The sequence below is a fragment of the Lyngbya sp. CCAP 1446/10 genome (genome assembly GCF_026130175.1).
Taxonomy (GTDB): Bacteria; Cyanobacteriota; Cyanobacteriia; order Cyanobacteriales; family Microcoleaceae; genus Microcoleus.
Genome location: NZ_JAIGNI010000059.1, coordinates 1 through 18,321 on the forward strand (window position 1 = coordinate 1; position 18,321 = coordinate 18,321).

The window sequence follows — 18,321 nt, forward strand, 5'->3', positions numbered from 1 at the left end:
CCTCCAATTTCCCCCTCTCCCCCTCTCCCCCTCTTCTCGACACAAATGCGAATCCTATTCACTATTGCTCACTTCTACAATCCCAGTGGCGACGGAAAACACGCTTCCCAGCGGAATGATCCGCAACCGCGACTAAATGCTTTAACTGCTTGCGTGACATCGCTGCAAGCTTTGTATGGCAAATCTCAGTGCATGATTGACATTGCTGAATGTGCAACTGTGCCAGTCAATCAAAGTCACAAGCACGAAATTGACATTGTTGTTTGCACTACTCAAGGTTATCACCTGTTGCCTCAATTGCCGGTGCAGCCGAGGTCTTTTATGCACCACGCTACCAAATGCGAACCACTGCTGTTAGGATTTGAGTGTCAAGCTGTTTTGCGCTCATGTCTTGACAAATATGATTATTTTTGTTACTTGGAAGATGATTTAATTCTACACGATCCGTCGTTTTTTAGTAAATTAAATTGGTTTACGCATCACGGGGGAAATGGAAATTTGTTGCAACCGAATCGCTATGAAGTATCACCTCAAGGGGCTGTTTTTAAAGCATATATTGATGGTGATTTAGTAGCAGGAGCTACTGCTAATTTTCAAAATGTGGAGCAGCAGCCGCAGTTAGTGGGGAAAATTATGGAACAGCCAATCTCTTTTGATCGGACTTTGAATCCTCATTCTGGCTGCTATTTTTTGAATGCGGAACAGATGGCTCACTGGGCTAAGCAGTCTCATTTTTTGGACAGGGATACTAGCTTTGTTGGCCCGCTGGAAAGTGCGGCGACTTTGGGAATTATGCGGACTTTTAGGGTTTATAAGTCAACTTCTGCTTATGCTAATTTTTTGGAAATTCAACATTTTGGAGTGAGTTTTCTAAAGTTGATTGGTAATAAGGTGCGGATTTCGGAGGAAGGATAATCAGCATATTCGGGGCGGGCTAGAAGCCCACCCCACAAGATAAGACGGCGGTTGAAACCGCGCCTACACAAACGAATTCCGCCTCCGCGGAATGAAGAGAAGATAAGACAAGACGGCGGTTGAAACCGCCCGGTTTTCTTCAACCTGCGGAGGCAGGTTTTGTTTGTATAGACGCGGTTTCAACCGCCGGGTTTTCTTCAACCGCACAGTTTTCTACGGATTTAAAACATCGCCGATTTTAACTGTGCCGCTGTTGATGATTTTGGCTAAAACTCCTGTTTGTGCGTGACCGAATTCTTGTTGTAGTAAACTGAGTAGGGGAATATCTCGATCGCCCGTTTGTGGATTTACTTCTACGTTGACACAGCGACCAATTCGTGCTGTCACTTCGATCCGCGCCGTACCTAATTGAAACTGTTGTCCGATTAACTCAAATTCCGACCAAGCTGAAACGCCCTCTAGCAATATATTCGGGCGAAATCGGCGCACGTCTATGTTTTGGTGGGCGATGTCGGTTAATTGGTCTAGTGTGGCTTGACTCAGGAGAGAAATATGTACCGGTTGTCGATCGGGATAACGAGTTTCGCCACTGCTGTCACCAACTAACCGCAAAGGTGTAAGCTGCGGGTGTCTCGCTTCTTTTGTGGGTTCAATGGCGGCCAGATATTCGGTAAAAAAGGTGCTGATGCGATCGCGCCCCGCTGCTGTATTTGTTTCTGCCGATAATACTGCAACTCCTTGACGCTGTACTGTTAAAACGGTCGTTTCCGGTTGATAATGGCATTCCAAAGCTGCTAACAGAGGCCAATCGTTTTGAACGGCAAAATATTTTTTGCTCATCCAAGGTGCGTTTTCGGCGGGAATCTGTGCCGCTTCCATATTATCTGCAAACATTAGCGCAAAAGCGCGATCGCCCTTAATGCCATGTCCTGCTGTTAAAGCAAACTCCGACATTGCTTGCGGTGTCAGCCCTTTAACTGGATAAGTAAATAATTGTTTGATTGTTGCTAATGCCATAAAAATTTCCGATTAAGCTAGCAATTCATAGCGGCGAATATCTGGATCTGCAACTGCTAAACCGTCTAATTTCTGCACAGCAGCTTGAAGGTGAGTTGAAGCCAGATGTACTTCGAGTAAAGCTGCACTTTCCCACTCTTCAACAAAGGTAAAATCTGTGGGATCGGCTTGATTTTGCAGGAGTTCGTATTTGATGCAGCCTTGTTCTTGGCGAGTTGGTTCGATAATGCTCAGCAGCAGAGATTTAAGTTCTGCTACTTTGTCTGGAAAGGCTGTGAGGCGCGCGACTACTCGCAAGGTTGGTGTGGACATAGGAGAAAAAATTAATAGATATGGCGATCGACTTTACCGATTTTTATCGGGCAAACTCAACAAAACACGATTTTACTAAAAATAACTCAAAGAGGTCGATCGGTCAACAGCCAGCATAATCTTTCCAGGACGCGCTCAATTCTCTGAAACCCGGTTTCTTTCCAGATTTTTCGTTACCAACCGCAGAAAGTCGTAAAAACCGGGTTTCTTGCTATATTCTACCTTCTTCCCTCTTCCCCCCTCCTTCTTCCTCCCATCCGTTAAATCCGTCGAGCGAATCCGTTGCCGAACTTCCCTCTTCCAACTGTCAACTGTCAACTGTCAACTGTCAACTGTTCCGCTCAATCTTTGGGATAAAATCGCTTTTTGTCTGTAGAATATTCCCAGGCGATCGCCTCCGGGTCTTTTTCGCGACTCCACTGAGCAAATTCTGGCTTAACTTTCCATTTGCCGATCGTAGTTGCGTGAACTTTGAACCTGCGGGAAAGTTCTGTCTGAGTAAAAGAGATTTTGGGATTTTCTGGAGTCTTGGTTGGAGCAATGGGAAATAAATTTGGTTTTTTCTCTTGTGTTTTTTCCCGATTTGTGGGAGGCTCTTGAACAGCTATTGCGACATTAGGTGTTTCGCTTTGAGTGGCAGTTGGAGCAATTTGAAAATAATACAAAATTCCGCCTTCTTCCGTTACTTGAAAATCGGCGGCAAACTCCAGAGCTCGTTCGTCGAGATATTCTTGAACCTTTGATCCGGGGAGTTTCGCATTCATCGCCAAATCCAACGCCGTAACTCGCCCTTGATTTTCCTTGATCAACTTGTAGAAAACCGAGTCTAAATGAGCGAGTCTGTGTTTTTGCTGCTGCTGATAGAGCTTGTAAGCCCAAGCAATGCCCGCTGTGGTGGCGATCGCCCAAAACATCGTTCCCGACTCGAAACTGGCAACCGCCGTCAAGCAAATAGGCAAAAGCAGGGTAAGATATCCCCAAATGCTGCCCTTCTGTAGGTTATTGCTGTTTTTGACCATAGTTCCTAAAACAGTTACGTAGTTTAGCTTAGCAGAGCGTGTCTGAAAGCCGCAGGAGTGTTTCGACAGTCGATATATCGATCGGCTAATCGCTGAGGCACTCTACTACAAAATCCCAGAATATACTTTTTTTGCAACCGAGGATTCATGTACTTTTTTCGCAAACAGATTGCCATCCTGTTCATAGTTGTTGCTTGCTGTACGCTGACGATTAGTTGCAGCGGCGAGAACCGAACTGTCCAATGTACCAAATTGATAGCAATTGTCACCAAAGGCAACGCTCTCATCGATCTTAAAAAAGGCACCTACGATGCTGCAACGAGCAAGAACTTAGCTAAAGATTTGAACCAGACAGCTAAAGAAATTGAGGGTTTGCGAATCACAGATGCAACCCTCAAAGAATTTCAGGGGCCGTCGGTTAAATCTTTCCGGGAAATGGGTCAAGGAATCGGCGACATAGGTAAAGCTCTTGAGGCAGGAAATCGGGCTTCTACAAGCGTAGAAGGTCGAGAGCAAATCAAAAGAGCTCAATCGGATATTATCCGAGCCGGACAGCGGGCAAATCAAGCAGCCGTGGAGCAAGACGATTTGACTAGCAAACTAATTAATTATTGTAAGAGCGATCGGTAAGTAGGTCATTGCCAAAAAAACCAGAACATCAATTATAATACCCTGCAAGATGTGATTGTTTTTGGCGATCGCCTACTTAATCACTAATGACTGAGGACTAATGACTAATGACTGAGGACTGAGGACTAATGACTAATGACTAATGACCAATTACCCATTTTCAAATTTAATGATGAATTTCTAGATTCAAAATATAGCAACCGAGTTGTACTTTTTCCGACCACAACTCATATTCTAACCGCAGGTGTTCCGGTTCCGGCTTGCCTGTCAGCGTCAAGTTGCGGGTGAAGTTCCGCAGGCGCAACTGTTCGGGAGTCGCCAGCGATTCGCCCTGAAGCCAATAACGGCTCAGGCCGTACATTCCGCGTTCCCAGCAGTGACGGTAACTGTATTTGCCATTTCCTTGCATGGTCATAACGACTCGATAGGGCGACACTTCTAGCCACAGCAACCGGGGTTTTGTGGTTGTTGGTAAGATAGAAATTTGCTCGGCAGATTCGTCATATTCGTCTACAAATTGGCGATCGAGTATTGCTGGTTCGTGCAACAACAAGTGAAAGCGATCGCGGTCTTTTTGATATAGCGTACCAGCGGTTTCAACAACTGACCACAAAGGTAAATCTGTGGATACCAGCGATAAACTTACAGGCTTGCGGTGATGCGTCAGCATAAATAAAAGTTTAGGAGTTATTGTGGATCGGGCGGTTTGGGATTTGAGATTTTAGAGTTTTGATTTTAGATTTTAGATGATCTGGGCTCCAAATTCCGGAGCTTTTGGTTAAAAACAATGCAAAATCTACAACTCGCAGTCAGACATATAAAAAAATTGTTCAATCCAAAGTCAATTATTCGATCGATAACTGAGATCTAGACATGAAATCTCAGCAGATATACGGACAGTAATTATGAAATTCAGGTAAAATCCGTGCAGTTGGATCTGCTCTCCCCTGTCGCTGATATCAGTTTCAGCAAATAATGGAACTGTATGCACCTGCTCCAAACCCTTATGCCGTCTGTCATTCTCCAATCTAAAATCTCAAATATCAAATCTAAAATGGTATGACTTAGGACTGGGAAAAGGGTAGGATAGCTAACGCCGTCCCATCCTAGTCTATCTCATGCAAGCTGCCATTATAACTACTTCGCTTCAGGGCGAAAATCAAACTTTAAGCATTCAAAAACCTGCTGCGGGCTTGTCGCTGCGAGGCAGGATTCGAGTTCCGGGCGATAAGTCGATTTCTCACCGAGCTTTGATGTTGGGTGCGATCGCCCACGGTGAAACTACAATTGAGGGACTGCTGCTAGGAGAAGACCCCCGCAGCACTGCTAAATGTTTCTCGCTCCTGGGAGCCTCCGTTTCTGAACTCAACGCGGAACTGGTGACAGTCAAGGGTGTCGGAATTGGCGAGTTACAGGAGCCTGTGGAAGTCTTGGACGCGGGTAATTCCGGCACGACGATGCGGTTGATGTTGGGAATTTTAGCGTCTCATCCGGGGCTTTTTTATGCGGTAACGGGTGATAGTTCTTTGCGATCGCGCCCCATGTCGCGCGTCATTAAACCGCTACAACAAATGGGAGCACAAATTTGGGGTAGAAAGGGCAATTCTTTAGCTCCTTTAGCGATACTTGGACAGCAGTTAAAAGGGATTCATTACCATTCGCCGATCGCCTCAGCTCAAGTTAAATCCTGCATTTTACTGGCCGGTTTGATGGCTGAGGGAGAAACTACAGTCACAGAACCCGCGCTCTCACGGGATCACAGCGAGCGGATGTTGCGGGCGTTTGGAGCCAAATTAACCGTCGATCCAGAAACTTGTAGCGTGACAGTCACTGGCGGATCACAACTGCAAGGACAGAAGGTAATTGTACCGGGAGATATTAGTTCGGCGGCCTTTTGGCTAGTGGCTGGGGCGATCGTCCCAGGTTCCGAGCTCGTAGTCGAAAATGTCGGAGTCAACCCAACTCGTACAGGTATTTTGGAAGCTTTGGAGATGATGGGGGCTGACATTGAACTGCAAAATCAGCGAGAGGCGGCTGGCGAACCGGTAGCGGATATCTTGGTTCGCTATTCCAGTGAGTTGCGGGGATGCACCATTGCTGGCGACTTAATTCCCCGACTAATTGACGAAATCCCGATTTTGGCAGTAGCGGCAGCTTTTGCGTCGGGTACTACAATAATTCGAGATGCGGCAGAGTTGCGAGTCAAAGAGAGCGATCGGCTAGCCGTGACTGCGGCGGAACTCAACCGTATGGGAGCCAAAATTACCGAGTTACCCGACGGTTTAGAAATTACCGGGGGAACTCCGTTAACTGGCGCGGATGTTGACAGCTATACTGATCACAGAATAGCGATGAGTTTGGCGATCGCAGCCCTGAACGCCACAGGTATTACTAACATTCATCGGGCCGAAGCCGCTGCCATTTCCTACCCCGATTTTACCGCCACTTTGCAACAAATTTGCCAGTCAAATTGAGAGCGGGAGAGTGAGGGAGAGGGGAAGATTTGGCAAATATTGCCGAGAGCATCTCATCTTTTAAAAAAATGCAAAACTGAGATGCTCCCAATATTCCCTCTTCCTTCTGTCAACTGATAACTGTCAACTGTCAACTGTCAACTGTCAACTGACCAATTAAGAATCTTTGCCTACAACTTGTTCTTTTAAAGAATCAACTTCCGTTAATAACTCTTGGCGAGTAGAAGCCTTGAGGAGATAGCGGTAAACAAACCAACCCGTATATCCCATACCAATCAACTCAAAAACGGGAGCTACCAAAGGGACATCATTAAGAGCCGCTAAAACTCCCAGCATTACCTTAATACTAACACCGCCTGCCAGGATTAAACCAACAGTTACCAGGGGCTTTTGGTATTCAGCAAAAAAACTGGAGGCATAGGCTGGAAGTTCCGACAAAATTGTGAGAACTTGGTCTTTAATATCTTGGAACTGGCCCGTCGGTGTTTCTGTAGTTGTCACTGTAGTCATGACCCCCGCTTCATCGGGCACTAGGTCTACTGTGACCACTTCAGTCATCGTTTGTGTGTCGTCAGAAAAGTTAGCTTGTGTCATTTGATACTTCCTCCGGTGTCAAGTAAAATTGCAGGCTTTGAGTTGCTGCCAGTGTAATTATCCGGCATTTAGCACAGCATTCTGGCAGCCGGGACTAATTGATGAGATTAAGCCAGACTTTCACAAATTGCAAGCAAAACAAACATATCAATTGATTTTAAACAATTACCCTCGCTGCAAAATCGCTCTTTTGACTCATTTTTTTAATTCACTGAGGTCGATTTGATTGGGAGAAGTACGCCCTTGTTCAAAATCGGTGATATTTTTGATCGTGGTTTCGGCGATATTTTGCAAAGCCTCCTGAGTGAAAAAAGCTTGATGTCCGGTAATCAGGACGTTGGGGAAAGTCAGCAAGCGCTGAAATACGTCGTCTTGAATAACGTGATTTGACAAATCCTCAAAAAACAGATCCGTCTCTTGTTCATAAACATCTAAGCCTAGGTAGCCAATTTTACCAGACTTCAGTCCTTTGGTAACAGCTTTAGTGTCAATCAACTGACCGCGGCTGGTATTGATCAACATCATCCCCGGTTTCATTTGCCCGATCGCCCCTGCATTGATCAAATGGTAAGTTTCCGGTAGCAGCGGACAGTGGAGGCTGACAATATCAGAGTTGGCGAATAGTTCTGGGAGTGCGACGTATTCCATCCCCAGGGCTAGGGAATCTGGGTTTTGGTAAACATCGTATCCCAGCAGGCGACACCCGAATCCGTGCAGAATTTGGGCAGTAATTGCGCCAATTCTCCCTGTTCCGACAATTCCCACCGTTTTCCCGTGGAGGTCAAAACCCAACAAGCCATCTAGGGCAAAATTGCCTTCGCGGACGCGGTTGTAGGCGCGGTGGATTTTGCGGTTGAGGGACAAAATCATCGCGACTGCGTGTTCGGCGACGGCGTAGGGAGAATAAGCGGGAACTCGCAGCAGAGTTAAGTCTAAATCGCGGGCTACTGCTAAATCGACGTGATTGAATCCGGCCGATCGCAGCGCCAGCAAGCGCACACCATTTTGGGCGATCGCCCGCAGCGTTTTTGCGTCCAAAGTGTCGTTAACGAACGCGCAGACCGCCGGAAATCCCGCAGTTAACACGCTCGTTTCCAGGTTCAGGCGCGGTTCAAAAAAAACCAACTCGTGTTGGCCAGCGTTGGCTGCTTCTAAAAAAGTGCGATCGTAGGATTTCGTGCTGAATACAGCTACCTTCATGATTTTTGCCTGCAAATTCAGTAATAGTTAGCAATTCTTTCCAGATTAACTCTCTTTCCCCACCAAAACTCCCTAACCCCAAAAAACAATTTCCCGGAAAAATTCGGGTTTTCCCAACGAAAGCCTCTATAAAACAATACGGTTCACTTAAGATTGTCATTGCGAGGAACGTTAGCGAAGCGATCCGAAGGAAAGCAATCGCAGTATTTATTTTTCATAATTTTTTACCGCCTGGATAGTCTTAAGTAAACCGTATTGCTCTATAAAAAAAGCTAATTTTTGGCATTACGAATGAAATTTTAATAACTTAAGCAATTGCTCGTTACTTTCGCTCTGCCTGGTAATGCAGATTCGGAGGCTCAGCCTCCTTTGATCTCGCAACTTACAGTCTGATGTTGTAGCACTCTACAAACAAATCACCGATTACCAATCTGGCGGCAAATTATAACTTTCAAGAGTTGATTTATCTTTCATCAAATCTTCAGTGTCTCTGTCAATTTTAATCTCACCATCCGCCAAAATTAACGCCCTTTGGGTTGTTTTTCCGATCCAATTCAAATCGTGGGATGCGATTAAAATTACCTCGACCGGCAATTGCGACAAAACTTTAGCCAAACGCCTGCGCCACGAGGGGTCTAGTCCGTTCGTCGGCTCGTCTAAGATTAAAATTGCAGGCTTTAATGCTAAAATTGCTGCCAAGGCTGCTAACCTTCTTTGACCGCCGGAAAGTTCGTGGGCCGAACGGTTGGCAAATTCGACTAAACCGAATTCGTCTAATAAATCTAAAGCTCCATCGCGCGCTTCCCCAAGCGACACTCCATAATTGCGCGGCCCAAACGTCACATCCTCTAAAATAGTCGGCATAAATAGCTGGTCGTTAGCATCTTGAAAACAAAATCCTATTTGCTTCCGCGCTTGCGATAAAGTCGCCTGTTCCAGCTTTGTTCCCTGCACTCTAATCTCGCCGGATTGAGGCATTTTTAAGCCGATTAAATTTTCGAGTAAGGTGCTTTTCCCAGCCCCTGTTAAACCCATTAAGCCGACTCTTTCTCCGGGTTGCAAATTAAAGGATATTCCCCGCAATACTGGTTTTTGCTGGGGATAGCTAAATACTAGGTTTTGCACTTCGATTGTTGGCGGTGATTTGAGGTTAGTCAATTTTTATTTGCCTCGATTTTAGGATTAAGAGTTTTTAACCGCAGAGGGCGCAGAGAACGCAGAGAGGGGAGGGGATAAGGAAAAAGATAGAGGGATGAATTAATCAATTTCCTATGCCCTATGCCCAATTACTGTAAGAAGCTATTGTTAATCCCGCTGCGGTTAAAATTGCGAGTGTCAGCCACAGTCGCTGTTTTGGTGTTGATTGTGATTCGGTGGGCAAACTTCCTTGATAGCCGCGAATCATCATGGCTGCGTGTACTCTTTCTGCGCGATCGAGACTTCGCAAATAAAGCGCTCCGATCATGGAAGCACTGGCGTAGCGCAACCATCCTGCTGTACCGGATAAGCCTCGGAGTTGCGCGGATCTTTTCATGCGGTTGACTTCGGACAGCAAGATTTCTAAGTATTGTCCCGCTAAAAGAACGATCTCTTGCAAACCTGCTGGTAGGGGTAATCCTTTGAGGGCGATTCCGAAACTGTGGGGCGGCAAAGTTAGCAGAAAACTGTTCATAATTAGCAGGCAAATTAGGGAACGCAGCAACAGAAAACTGGCACGTTCCCAACCTTGCGGCAATACTAACAATGACAGAAAAATTAATTCTGCTCCCAACAGTTGTACTAGGGTTCGCAGCGGTGCTCTGAGCGAAAATGACCACAAAAGTGCGATCGCCCCATAGATCCCCAGCCACAGCCAAGCGCCAGTCTTCATAAAACCAATGCCGATTACAATTATCAGAGATAACCGCAATCGAAAAGGTATCGAGAGTTTAAGCATCTTTCGGTTTTACCAATTGAGCAATACCAAAGGCTGCACCGAAGCAGAGGGCAGATCCCACAACTCCAGCAATGCTAGTAGCGATCGGCTGTTCTTCTAATCCTTTAACTGTGTAACCTGCTAAAGGAGTAGGATTTTCGATCGCCACAGCTTCTTTATCTTTAAAACCGTATTTTTCGGCTACAGCCTCTAACCCATCGGGCCAACTTGAAGCGAACAGCGAAAGCAAGCCGGAAATCAATAAAACCCCTACTACTGGCGCTACCCATTTCTGCAATTGTGGCTGTTCTCCTGGTAATAAATCCGGCCGAACTTTGACGAGATAAGTTAAAACTCCGCCTGTAATTATCCCTTCGCCAATGCCAATTAAAATATGTACGCCTACCATTGCGGGTAATGCGATATTCAGCGGTACTGTACCAGAAATTGCCAGTTCGATCGCCACACAAATAGAAGCAGCAACGACGCTGAGGGCGGCGGCAATACCCGCAGCTATCGGCAAGCGATTTCTGGAACCTCCCAAGAGTTGCTGCAACGGCTGCAACAGCCACCAGCCAACCCAAATGCCAACGAGCCCCATGTTAAAAATATTCGCACCCAAGGCGGTGATGCCCCCGTCGGCAAACAAGACGCTTTGAATGATAAAAACCGTGCTCATCGCCAAAGTTGCCGCCCAAGGGCTCCCCAAAACCACGGATGCCAGCGCCCCTCCCAACAAGTGTCCGCTGGTACCGCCGGCTACGGGAAAGTTGATCATCTGGGCTGCAAATATGAAAGCTGTAGTTAAGCCCATGATTGGGGCTTGCCGCGATCCCAGACTGGTGCGGGTTCGATTTAGGGCAACTGCAATTACTGCTGCACTTGCTATGCCGGTGGCTATGGCTACGGGCGGTGACAGAAAACCATCAGGTATGTGCATCGATCTATCCCAAACAAGAGAACTCCCAGCCCTTTAGCCAACTATTTTTTACAAAACTTTACAATGCCCTCTGGGGGGATTTGCGATCGCCCGTGGAGGGATTTGCGATCGCCTATGGGGGCAATTCGTGGCGGGCGATCGCTTATGTGACAAGGATTCCGGCTGTGAAGTCAGAATCTTCACTCCTTGGCGATCGGAGATTAAATAATTGTTAAAAATTAATCGAATTTTGTGCCTACAGCCCGCACTTTCCAGCTTTTTGATAAAAAATATCAATAATTTTGTAAATTTCAACTGCGGAATCTCACGCTATGACAAAAATCTTAAAAAATTATAAAATTCTCAACAAAGGTCAATATTTAGTTTTATCCTAATCTTTTTGAGAATTAGTAGTATTAGTCGCTTAAAAATAAAAGTAGCAAAATTGGCTGTAAGTTAGTAAAGGCAAGAGTTTTTAGTGTTGTCAAAACTAAAAATCTAGATATTATTGCTGTAAATCTGTCGGAAGCAGTGTTTTTGCGGATGTCGCGTGAAAGTGCGATTTCCTACGGGATAGCTACGCTTCACGGCTTTTTTCACACGGGTGTATTCTCAAGAACATCAAAAAACTAATGCAATTATTCTCAAATAATTTCCCAAACAACCTACAGGAGGTTTGCCAGTGGTGCAACACTCAACGCCAGACTCAACTACCGATTTAGTTCCATCTGAATTTCCCAGACAGTTAGATATTGCTCAAGTTTCTGTCTACGGACTTAGCTTTTTATCCGCTGGTTTATTCCTGTTTTTACCTTATAGTTAACCTATTGCATCCGAGCTCTTGGCAGCGGTGGATGGGAGCAATTCACGGCAGGGGTGCAATGTCAGCATTAATCGTGATGGTTTATACGGGACATCTCGCATTTCCCTTGCTACGAGGTGCCGGTAAAATCTTGCCACAAATGCGTACTTTAGCCTTGATTAACTCTTTTGAGTTTTTTTGCCATACGGGCAACTGGGCTGATATGCGTTACCCCTTTAGATATTGAAAAAAACCACTAAGAGCCTAAATTCCACTCAATCAAAAAATATGATATCCTAAACATTGCGCTTTATTGCAATCTACATCAAAACCGACAAATGAAAGAACTTGACGATAAAAAAACCCAAGAACTGCTAGTCACCATCATGGAATGGGAACTAGCAGGGGTTGTACGCTACACCCACTATTCACTCATGGTGACAGGCCCCAACCGCATCCCCATCGTGCAGTTTTTTAAAGCACAAGCAACTGAATCCTTGCTCCACGCGCAACAAGCCGGAGAAATTCTGACAGGTTTAGAAGGGCATCCCAGCCAGAAAATCGCTCCGATTGAAGAAACCTACAAACACTCGGTAAAAGACCTTTTGGAAGAAAGTTTAAATCACGAGAAAAAAGCGCTCAAAAAATATAAGTCTTTACTTGAAGTAGTGACAGACTCCAGCGTTTATCTGGAAGAATACGCCCGTACCCTAATCGGTCAAGAAGAATTGCACCAAGTAGAACTGAAGAAAATGCTGCGCGATTTTAGTTAAGCAAGGCAATAGTCCGCAGTCCTTAGTCCTTAGTCCTTAGTTATTAGTCCTTAGTTACTCCACAACCGTCTGAAGAGAACCTCCTTCTTTTTTTCCCTTCCTTCGCGACAAGAGCGCTCACGCGCGGCTTCGCCTAAAGCGTCTTGGCGGTTCAATAATCTTAAATTATGTCCGTGGCAAAACAAAAAATACTAAGGACTAAAGACTAAGGACAAATTAGCAATTATTTAAAAATGAATTTTAGTGAAGCCGTACCGACTTTTGTAATTACCCTCCGCGAAGGCGTTGAAGCTGCCTTAGTCGTGGGAATTGTCCTAGCTTGCCTCAAAAAAGCCGAGCAAAGTCACCTTAATTCTTGGGTTTATGCAGGTGTCGGAGCGGGAATTGCTGCCAGCGCTTTCGTTGGAGTATTGTTTAATGGATTGCTAGCAGCCCTATCAACATCTAATCAGCCTTACGCACCAGTAATTAAACAGCTATTAGAGGGTGTGTTGGGAATTGTGGCGATCGCCATGCTAAGCTGGATGCTAATTTGGATGACTCAGCAAGCGCGCTTTCTCAAAGCTGAAGTTGAAGGGGCGGTTACAGTAGCTTTGACAGAAAATACCAATGCTGGTTGGGGTGTATTTGGCTTAATTTTCATTGCGGTACTGCGCGAAGGTTTTGAAACAGTTTTGTTTGTCAGCGCTCAATTTCAACAGGGTTTGAGTCCGGCTTTAGGCGCTTTGGGCGGTTTGACTGGGGCGACAATCATTGGGGCGCTGCTGTTCAAGTGGGGAGTCAAGATTGATATCCGCCTGTTTTTCAAGTTTATGGGGATTTTGTTGCTGTTAATTGTCGCGGGTTTGGCGGTATCTGCACTCAAGCATTTTGACCAAGCTGCTGCTATTTTGTCGCAGATGGATAGCAAGTATGCAGCGATTTGTGTTTTTTACGATCGCACCGCAGCACTTCACTCTTGTATTTTAGGCCCGATGGTGTGGAATGCAGCAGGAGTTTTGTCCGATCGGCAATTTCCCGGAGTCATTCTCAAAGCACTATTTGGATACAGAGACCTCATCTATCTTTTGCAAGCTGTTGGTTATACAATATTCTTAGTAGCGATCGGCAGTCTTTACTTCCAAAAATTAGACTCTAAGCCGACGGTTCCGAGCAAAAATACTCCGTCTCCGCAAGAGCCAACTAGCTAGTTATCGGTAGTTACGCGGTTTTTATCCGTTGTTTAACTAATGATGAGGGCGATTAAAAAGATAGCCCCACTTCCAAAAAATCGGCTTAATTTTTCCAGGTTGGGGGATTGACTACTAGACTTTTTTATGATACCATCTGATAATGGGAATGTAATTTATTTTTGTCATAATAAGTCACACTCCCACTATTAAATTATACATTCAATAGACCTCAAAAGCAAGCCCTAGGCCTAGAATTTTTTTTTTCCACTAAACTTAACAAATTTTAAGAAATAAAAGTTAAAGATTAACATGAGTCTTCAAGAAGCGGACTAATGTTAGGGCAAGTCTGTGAAGTAAGAGCACCCAGAAGAAAGCTAAGGCTGGCGATCGGCAAAAATCTGGTTCCAGCAAAATTTATGGCGAACAGTTTTATGATAAGTGCCCCCTAGGGCTTATAATTACTACAAGAATATTTACAGAAAGCGGAAGTTCTTAATGAACCTAATAATCTTTAATGAAGCTTAAGATTAAAAAAATGTTGGTTAAAGTTACCTGGAACCCCCAGAAGGCTGTAGCCTCTGCAATCTGGTTAGCGGTGAGATAAATAATGATGCCCCGTATACTTGTTATTGATGATGACGCGGCGATCGCCGAAATCGTAGCCGTTAACCTAGAAATGGCTGGCTACGAAGTCACCCAGGCAGAAGACGGCATCAAAGGTCAGGCACTAGCAATACAAATGCTACCCGACCTGATCATGCTAGACCTGATGCTGCCTAGAGTAGACGGATTCACAGTATGTCAGCGGTTGCGGCGCGACGATCGCACATCCGACATACCCGTATTGATGTTGACAGCCTTAAGTCAAACCCAAGATAAAGTAGAAGGATTCAACTCCGGTGCCGACGATTACCTGACCAAACCCTTTGAACTAGAAGAGATGCTGGCGCGAGTGCGAGCCTTGCTTCGGCGCACAGACCGCATCCCCCAAGCAGCCAAACACTCCGAAATCCTGAATTACGGCCCGCTGACCCTTGTCCCCGAAAGATTTGAAGCTGTTTGGTACGTTCGCACCGTCAAACTGACTCACCTAGAGTTCGAGTTGCTACACTGCTTACTCCAGCGCCACGGTCAGACAGTCTCTCCCAGCGAAATTCTCAAAGAAGTGTGGGGTTACGACCCCGACGACGACATCGAAACCATTCGCGTACACATCCGACACTTGAGAACCAAGATGGAACCCGATCCCCGCCATCCTCGGTACATCAAAACTGTATACGGGGCGGGCTATTGCCTGGAGTTGCCCAACAACGAGCAAGTAGCCGAGGAAAGCAGAGCATCGGAAAGCAAATCATCTGCTTGAACTAGCGTATTCGATGCCATAAGCAGTTAACAATTTAACTAGAAAAGCCTGAGAGCGTTTGCTCTCAGGCTTTGTTATTTCGAGTTTGAGATGAATATGCCAACAAGTAGCCATTAACTCTCTTGATTCAGAAAAAAATAATCCCGCACCCCTTCTAGCCCCACTTTACTCAAAGCTTGCCCAGAAGAAAGTACCGGATTTCTTGTGCCACCTTGTCTTTTCCGAGAGGATTAGATAGCTACTTAAACAATACTCTAGCCTTACTAAGACTATTTGTCAATAAAATTTTAAATTTTAATCTAAATGCTCTTTCTTATAACGCCAAGCAAACTTCCGATTAAGCCCAAAAAGCAGTCATAGACTGAGTTTTACGATATTTTAGGCTGCTTTGTTACATATCTTAACTAAAATAAGTGAAAACTTTATCAAATAGCCCTTGACGAAACTTCTAAAATTGTTGATTATTTATATCAATAAGCTGCAAGTGCTTAAAACTCAACTGACATCCTTCACAAGAGGTAAATCGCCGTGACAAGCATGGCCAAAAAATCCTTCCCAGCCGAAGCAGAAATCTTTCCCTGGTGGGCAGGCAACGCTCGCTTAATCAACCTTTCCGGTCGTTTGCTCGGCGCCCACGTCGCCCAGGCCGGCCTCATCGTCTTCTGGGCGGGAGCTTATACCCTATTTGAGCTTTCCCGTTTCAACCCAGAATTGCCCATGTACGAACAAGGCTTAATCCTGTTGCCCAACCTAGCCCGACTAGGCTTTGGTGTCGGTGCGGGAGGCAAAATTGTCGATACTTATCCGTACTTTCAGATTGGTGTAATTCACCTAATTAGCTCAGCCTTTCTCGGCTTCGGCGGCATCTTTCATTCCCTCAAAGGGCCCGCCACCCTCGAAGAAAAAACTCCTTTCTTCGGCTACAGATGGGAAGACGCAGACAAAATGACCACCATCTTGGGCATCCACCTAGTTTTGCTTGGTGTTGGTGCTTTCTTGTTGGTGGCCAAAGCTATGTATTTCGGTGGTTTGTATGATACCACGATCGGGCAAGTGCGGGTAATTTCGGATCCCACTTTCAATCCCGCCGTGATTTTCGGCTACCTGTTCGGTGCAGGTGGCACGCACTGGCTCGCCTCTGTTGACAATCTCGAAGATGTTGTCGGCGGACATATGTGGGTAGGACTCCTCTGCATAGCCGGCGGCCTCTGGCACATTCGCACTCAACCTTTTGCTTGGGCAAAACGCCTCTTCATCTGGTCGGGAGAAGCTTACCTCTCCTACAGTCTCGGTGCCTTAGCCTTAATGGGTTTCATCGCAGCCTACTTTGTTTCAGTCAATACCATCGCTTACCCAGAGGAATTCTACGGGCCAACCTTAAAAATTGGCTTCGAGCAGTTCCCCTACTTTCACAGCGAAGGAATGCTGACCTCCCGCGTCTGGTTGGCTAACACTCACTTCTGGCTCGCCTTCTTCGTTCTGCAAGGACATTTCTGGCACGCTTTGCGATCGGCAGGATTTGATTTCCGCAAAGGCAAAGTCGTGCAAGCAATGCGCGAAGATATCCAGCCTGGAGGGAATAAAGTTGCAGCCAGTCCAGCAAATTAACCGCATCAGGAGGAAAGCAAAAATGCAAGCAATAGCAGATCAGAATTTAATTCCAGAGCCGGAAAAGTCAGAAAACGAGTACGGTTGGTGGGCAGGCAACGCCCGTTTCATCAATTTTTCAGGACGAATTTTGGGGGCTCACGTCGCTCACGCGGGCTTGATTGTATTCTGGGCCGGAGCGATGACTCTGTTTGAACTTTCAAACTTTAACCCAGAGTTGCCGATGTACAACCAAGGTTTAATCCTGCTGCCGCATTTGGCAAGTTTGGGTTTGGGAGTAGGAGCAGGCGGTCAAATTGTTGATACCTATCCCTATTTTGCGATCGGAGTTGTGCATCTAATTAGTTCCGCAGTTCTCGGTGCCGGCGGTCTTTACCATTCCTTGCTCGGCCCGAAAGTATTGCCGCAAAACAAAACATTTTTTGGTTCCTTCGGCTACGACTGGGAAGACAAAGACAAAATGACAACCATCATCGGCATTCACCTATTACTCTTAGGTGCAGGTGCTTGGTTGTTTGTCGCAAAAGCCTTATTTTGGGGCGGTCTTTACGATCCCCACGTTGCCGACGTGCGGATAATTAGCGAACCAACCCTCAATCCCGCCCGCATTTTCAGCTACCTTTTACCAGTGCACGGCCCTGAAGGAATGGCAGCAGTTGACAACTTAGAAGATGTTGTCGGCGGTCACATTTATGTTGGCTTGCTCTGCATTCTTGGCGGTTTCTGGCATATCTTCACCAAGCCTTTTGCGTGGGCGCAGCGAGTGCTATTTTGGTCGGGAGAAGCTTACCTTTCTTACAGTTTGGGCGCTCTGGCTTATATGGGCTTTTTGGCCGCCTACTTTGTGACTGTAAATGACACTGTTTATCCAGAGGTTTTCTACGGCCCGGTGGGTTTGAGTGGCCCGGATGCAGTGGTTGTTTCTTCGCGGACTTGGCTGGCAACAAGCCACTTTGTGTTATCGATTTTGGCGCTTTCCGGTCATATTTGGCACGCTTTGCGCGTTCGCTCGAAAGCAGCGGGATTTGATTTTCGATCGGGTGAATTTGTAACTGCAACTGCTAGCAAGGTTGAAAAATTCCCTCAGATGCAAGCTCAACCTGCGACGGCAACAGCAGTTAGTTTGTCCGATGTGACTGTAACTTTTTTGCGGAATTTGCCGATTTACCGCAAGGGATTGTCTCCCATAGTCAGGGGATTAGAAGTTAGCTTGGCTCACGGCTATTTCCTGGTAGGAGCTTTTGCGGTATTGCTGCCTTTGCAAGAAAAAGGTTTAGCACCGCTGGCCGGGTTGCTGGCAACTCTGGCATTGGTGTTGATTTTGGCGATCGCCCTCTCGGTTTACGAGAACCGGAACGTTGAAGCAGGTAAAGTTTTGTACTGGCATAAAACGTCGGAAGATTGGAGTTTGTTCCGGGGCGGTTTTGTGATGGGCGGTACTAGCGGAGCTTTCCTCGCCTATTTGCTGCTAGACAACTTTGCTGGCATTGATGCAATTTTCCGGGGTGTTATCAACTGAAATAAAAACGGTTAGTAGTGCGGACTTAAGTCCGCTCCGAGCGTGCGGACTTCAGTCCGCACTACTAACGAACTAATCTCATCTCAAGT

19 protein-coding genes and 1 pseudogene are annotated in these 18,321 nt (G+C 46.0%); 9 read left to right on the forward strand and 11 right to left on the reverse strand.

Features of this window, described 5'->3' with window-relative positions:
* The first annotated feature begins 45 nt into the window (after window positions 1-45).
* A complete protein-coding gene (locus tag K4039_RS21410) occupies window positions 46-915 on the forward strand; it encodes a calcium-binding protein (RefSeq protein WP_265238403.1) in 870 nt (289 codons plus the stop codon).
* Window positions 916-1,128: 213 nt separating this feature from the next.
* On the opposite strand, the gene K4039_RS21415 is transcribed toward K4039_RS21410, so the two are convergent.
* The 4 genes from K4039_RS21415 to K4039_RS21430 form a co-directional block, all read right to left on the reverse strand.
* On the reverse strand, window positions 1,129-1,932 hold the full coding sequence (locus K4039_RS21415) for an MOSC domain-containing protein (protein WP_265238319.1): 804 nt from the start codon (window positions 1,930-1,932) through the stop codon (window positions 1,129-1,131).
* Between the two features lie 12 nt (window positions 1,933-1,944).
* Window positions 1,945-2,244: a putative quinol monooxygenase gene (locus K4039_RS21420; protein ID WP_265238321.1), complete on the reverse strand. Its 300-nt coding sequence runs from the start codon at window positions 2,242-2,244 to the stop codon at window positions 1,945-1,947.
* Window positions 2,245-2,379: 135 nt separating this feature from the next.
* Window positions 2,380-2,562 carry a hypothetical protein gene (locus tag K4039_RS21425; RefSeq protein ID WP_265238322.1) on the reverse strand — a complete coding sequence of 61 codons (183 nt, stop codon included), beginning with the start codon at window positions 2,560-2,562 and terminating at the stop codon, window positions 2,380-2,382.
* A 23-nt stretch (window positions 2,563-2,585) separates the two neighbouring features.
* Complete coding sequence (locus K4039_RS21430) at window positions 2,586-3,263, reverse strand: hypothetical protein (protein ID WP_265238323.1); 678 nt, start codon at window positions 3,261-3,263, stop codon at window positions 2,586-2,588.
* A 147-nt stretch (window positions 3,264-3,410) separates the two neighbouring features.
* Between K4039_RS21430 and K4039_RS21435 the strand changes: the two genes are divergently transcribed.
* Window positions 3,411-3,893 carry a hypothetical protein gene (locus K4039_RS21435; RefSeq protein WP_265238325.1) on the forward strand — a complete coding sequence of 161 codons (483 nt, stop codon included), beginning with the start codon at window positions 3,411-3,413 and terminating at the stop codon, window positions 3,891-3,893.
* A gap of 166 nt (window positions 3,894-4,059) precedes the next feature.
* On the opposite strand, the gene K4039_RS21440 is transcribed toward K4039_RS21435, so the two are convergent.
* Complete coding sequence (locus tag K4039_RS21440; protein WP_265238326.1) at window positions 4,060-4,563, reverse strand: hypothetical protein; 504 nt, start codon at window positions 4,561-4,563, stop codon at window positions 4,060-4,062.
* Between the two features lie 448 nt (window positions 4,564-5,011).
* On the opposite strand from K4039_RS21440, the gene aroA reads away from it, so the two are divergent.
* Entirely contained in the window at window positions 5,012-6,367 is a 1,356-nt protein-coding gene (aroA, locus tag K4039_RS21445; RefSeq protein WP_265238328.1) for a 3-phosphoshikimate 1-carboxyvinyltransferase, read from the forward strand.
* Window positions 6,368-6,523: 156 nt separating this feature from the next.
* Here aroA and K4039_RS21450 read toward each other — a convergent pair whose 3' ends face one another.
* The 6 genes from K4039_RS21450 to K4039_RS21475 all read right to left on the reverse strand — a co-directional run bounded on the left by K4039_RS21450 (window position 6,524) and on the right by K4039_RS21475 (window position 11,310).
* A complete protein-coding gene (locus K4039_RS21450) occupies window positions 6,524-6,961 on the reverse strand; it encodes a CAAD domain-containing protein (RefSeq protein WP_265238330.1) in 438 nt (145 codons plus the stop codon).
* 195 nt (window positions 6,962-7,156) lie between these two features.
* Entirely contained in the window at window positions 7,157-8,161 is a 1,005-nt protein-coding gene (locus tag K4039_RS21455) for a 2-hydroxyacid dehydrogenase (RefSeq protein ID WP_265238332.1), read from the reverse strand.
* Window positions 8,162-8,584: 423 nt separating this feature from the next.
* Window positions 8,585-9,319: an energy-coupling factor ABC transporter ATP-binding protein gene (locus K4039_RS21460; protein ID WP_265238333.1), complete on the reverse strand. Its 735-nt coding sequence runs from the start codon at window positions 9,317-9,319 to the stop codon at window positions 8,585-8,587.
* Window positions 9,320-9,437: 118 nt separating this feature from the next.
* On the reverse strand, window positions 9,438-10,097 hold the full coding sequence (locus tag K4039_RS21465; protein ID WP_265238335.1) for an energy-coupling factor transporter transmembrane protein EcfT: 660 nt from the start codon (window positions 10,095-10,097) through the stop codon (window positions 9,438-9,440).
* Window positions 10,090-11,016, reverse strand: a complete 927-nt coding sequence (locus K4039_RS21470) for an energy-coupling factor ABC transporter permease (RefSeq protein WP_265238337.1) — start codon at window positions 11,014-11,016, stop codon at window positions 10,090-10,092. Before K4039_RS21470 ends, K4039_RS21465 begins: the two co-directional genes overlap by 8 nt.
* 48 nt (window positions 11,017-11,064) lie before the next feature.
* Window positions 11,065-11,310, reverse strand: coding sequence for a hypothetical protein (locus K4039_RS21475; protein ID WP_265238339.1), 246 nt, complete (start codon window positions 11,308-11,310; stop codon window positions 11,065-11,067).
* Between the two features lie 825 nt (window positions 11,311-12,135).
* Here K4039_RS21475 and K4039_RS21480 point away from each other — a divergent pair.
* The 6 genes and pseudogenes from K4039_RS21480 to K4039_RS29990 all read left to right on the forward strand — a co-directional run bounded on the left by K4039_RS21480 (window position 12,136) and on the right by K4039_RS29990 (window position 18,232).
* Window positions 12,136-12,570 (forward strand): bacterioferritin, encoded by a 435-nt coding sequence (locus K4039_RS21480; RefSeq protein WP_265238341.1) that lies wholly within the window; start codon window positions 12,136-12,138, stop codon window positions 12,568-12,570.
* A gap of 233 nt (window positions 12,571-12,803) precedes the next feature.
* Window positions 12,804-13,760 carry an FTR1 family protein gene (locus K4039_RS21485; protein ID WP_265238342.1) on the forward strand — a complete coding sequence of 319 codons (957 nt, stop codon included), beginning with the start codon at window positions 12,804-12,806 and terminating at the stop codon, window positions 13,758-13,760.
* Window positions 13,761-14,352: 592 nt separating this feature from the next.
* Window positions 14,353-15,105 (forward strand): response regulator transcription factor, encoded by a 753-nt coding sequence (locus K4039_RS21490; RefSeq protein ID WP_265238405.1) that lies wholly within the window; start codon window positions 14,353-14,355, stop codon window positions 15,103-15,105.
* Window positions 15,106-15,642: 537 nt separating this feature from the next.
* The gene (locus tag K4039_RS21495) at window positions 15,643-16,713 is read left to right on the forward strand and encodes a chlorophyll a/b binding light-harvesting protein (protein WP_265238344.1); all 1,071 of its coding nucleotides are present in this window, start codon (window positions 15,643-15,645) and stop codon (window positions 16,711-16,713) included.
* Between the two features lie 22 nt (window positions 16,714-16,735).
* Window positions 16,736-17,746, forward strand: a pseudogene (locus K4039_RS21500) (chlorophyll a/b binding light-harvesting protein); the annotation flags it as partial.
* Window positions 17,747-17,800: 54 nt separating this feature from the next.
* Entirely contained in the window at window positions 17,801-18,232 is a 432-nt protein-coding gene (locus tag K4039_RS29990; RefSeq protein WP_265238407.1) for a photosystem I reaction center subunit XI, read from the forward strand.
* Window positions 18,233-18,321: the final 89 nt, after the last annotated feature.

Coding starts and splice junctions, on each gene's coding strand:
- K4039_RS21440 (WP_265238326.1), bottom strand. CDS start 4,563: ATGCTGACGCATCACCGCAAGCCTGTAAGTTTATCGCTGGTATCCACA.
- K4039_RS21470 (WP_265238337.1), bottom strand. CDS start 11,016: ATGCACATACCTGATGGTTTTCTGTCACCGCCCGTAGCCATAGCCACC.
- K4039_RS21490 (WP_265238405.1), top strand. CDS start 14,353: ATGCCCCGTATACTTGTTATTGATGATGACGCGGCGATCGCCGAAATC.
- K4039_RS21410 (WP_265238403.1), top strand. CDS start 46: ATGCGAATCCTATTCACTATTGCTCACTTCTACAATCCCAGTGGCGAC.
- K4039_RS21415 (WP_265238319.1), bottom strand. CDS start 1,932: ATGGCATTAGCAACAATCAAACAATTATTTACTTATCCAGTTAAAGGG.
- K4039_RS21420 (WP_265238321.1), bottom strand. CDS start 2,244: ATGTCCACACCAACCTTGCGAGTAGTCGCGCGCCTCACAGCCTTTCCA.
- K4039_RS21480 (WP_265238341.1), top strand. CDS start 12,136: ATGAAAGAACTTGACGATAAAAAAACCCAAGAACTGCTAGTCACCATC.
- K4039_RS21455 (WP_265238332.1), bottom strand. CDS start 8,161: ATGAAGGTAGCTGTATTCAGCACGAAATCCTACGATCGCACTTTTTTA.
- K4039_RS21435 (WP_265238325.1), top strand. CDS start 3,411: ATGTACTTTTTTCGCAAACAGATTGCCATCCTGTTCATAGTTGTTGCT.
- K4039_RS21485 (WP_265238342.1), top strand. CDS start 12,804: ATGAATTTTAGTGAAGCCGTACCGACTTTTGTAATTACCCTCCGCGAA.
- K4039_RS21450 (WP_265238330.1), bottom strand. CDS start 6,961: ATGACACAAGCTAACTTTTCTGACGACACACAAACGATGACTGAAGTG.
- K4039_RS21430 (WP_265238323.1), bottom strand. CDS start 3,263: ATGGTCAAAAACAGCAATAACCTACAGAAGGGCAGCATTTGGGGATAT.
- K4039_RS21495 (WP_265238344.1), top strand. CDS start 15,643: ATGGCCAAAAAATCCTTCCCAGCCGAAGCAGAAATCTTTCCCTGGTGG.
- K4039_RS29990 (WP_265238407.1), top strand. CDS start 17,801: ATGCAAGCTCAACCTGCGACGGCAACAGCAGTTAGTTTGTCCGATGTG.
- aroA (WP_265238328.1), top strand. CDS start 5,012: ATGCAAGCTGCCATTATAACTACTTCGCTTCAGGGCGAAAATCAAACT.
- K4039_RS21465 (WP_265238335.1), bottom strand. CDS start 10,097: ATGCTTAAACTCTCGATACCTTTTCGATTGCGGTTATCTCTGATAATT.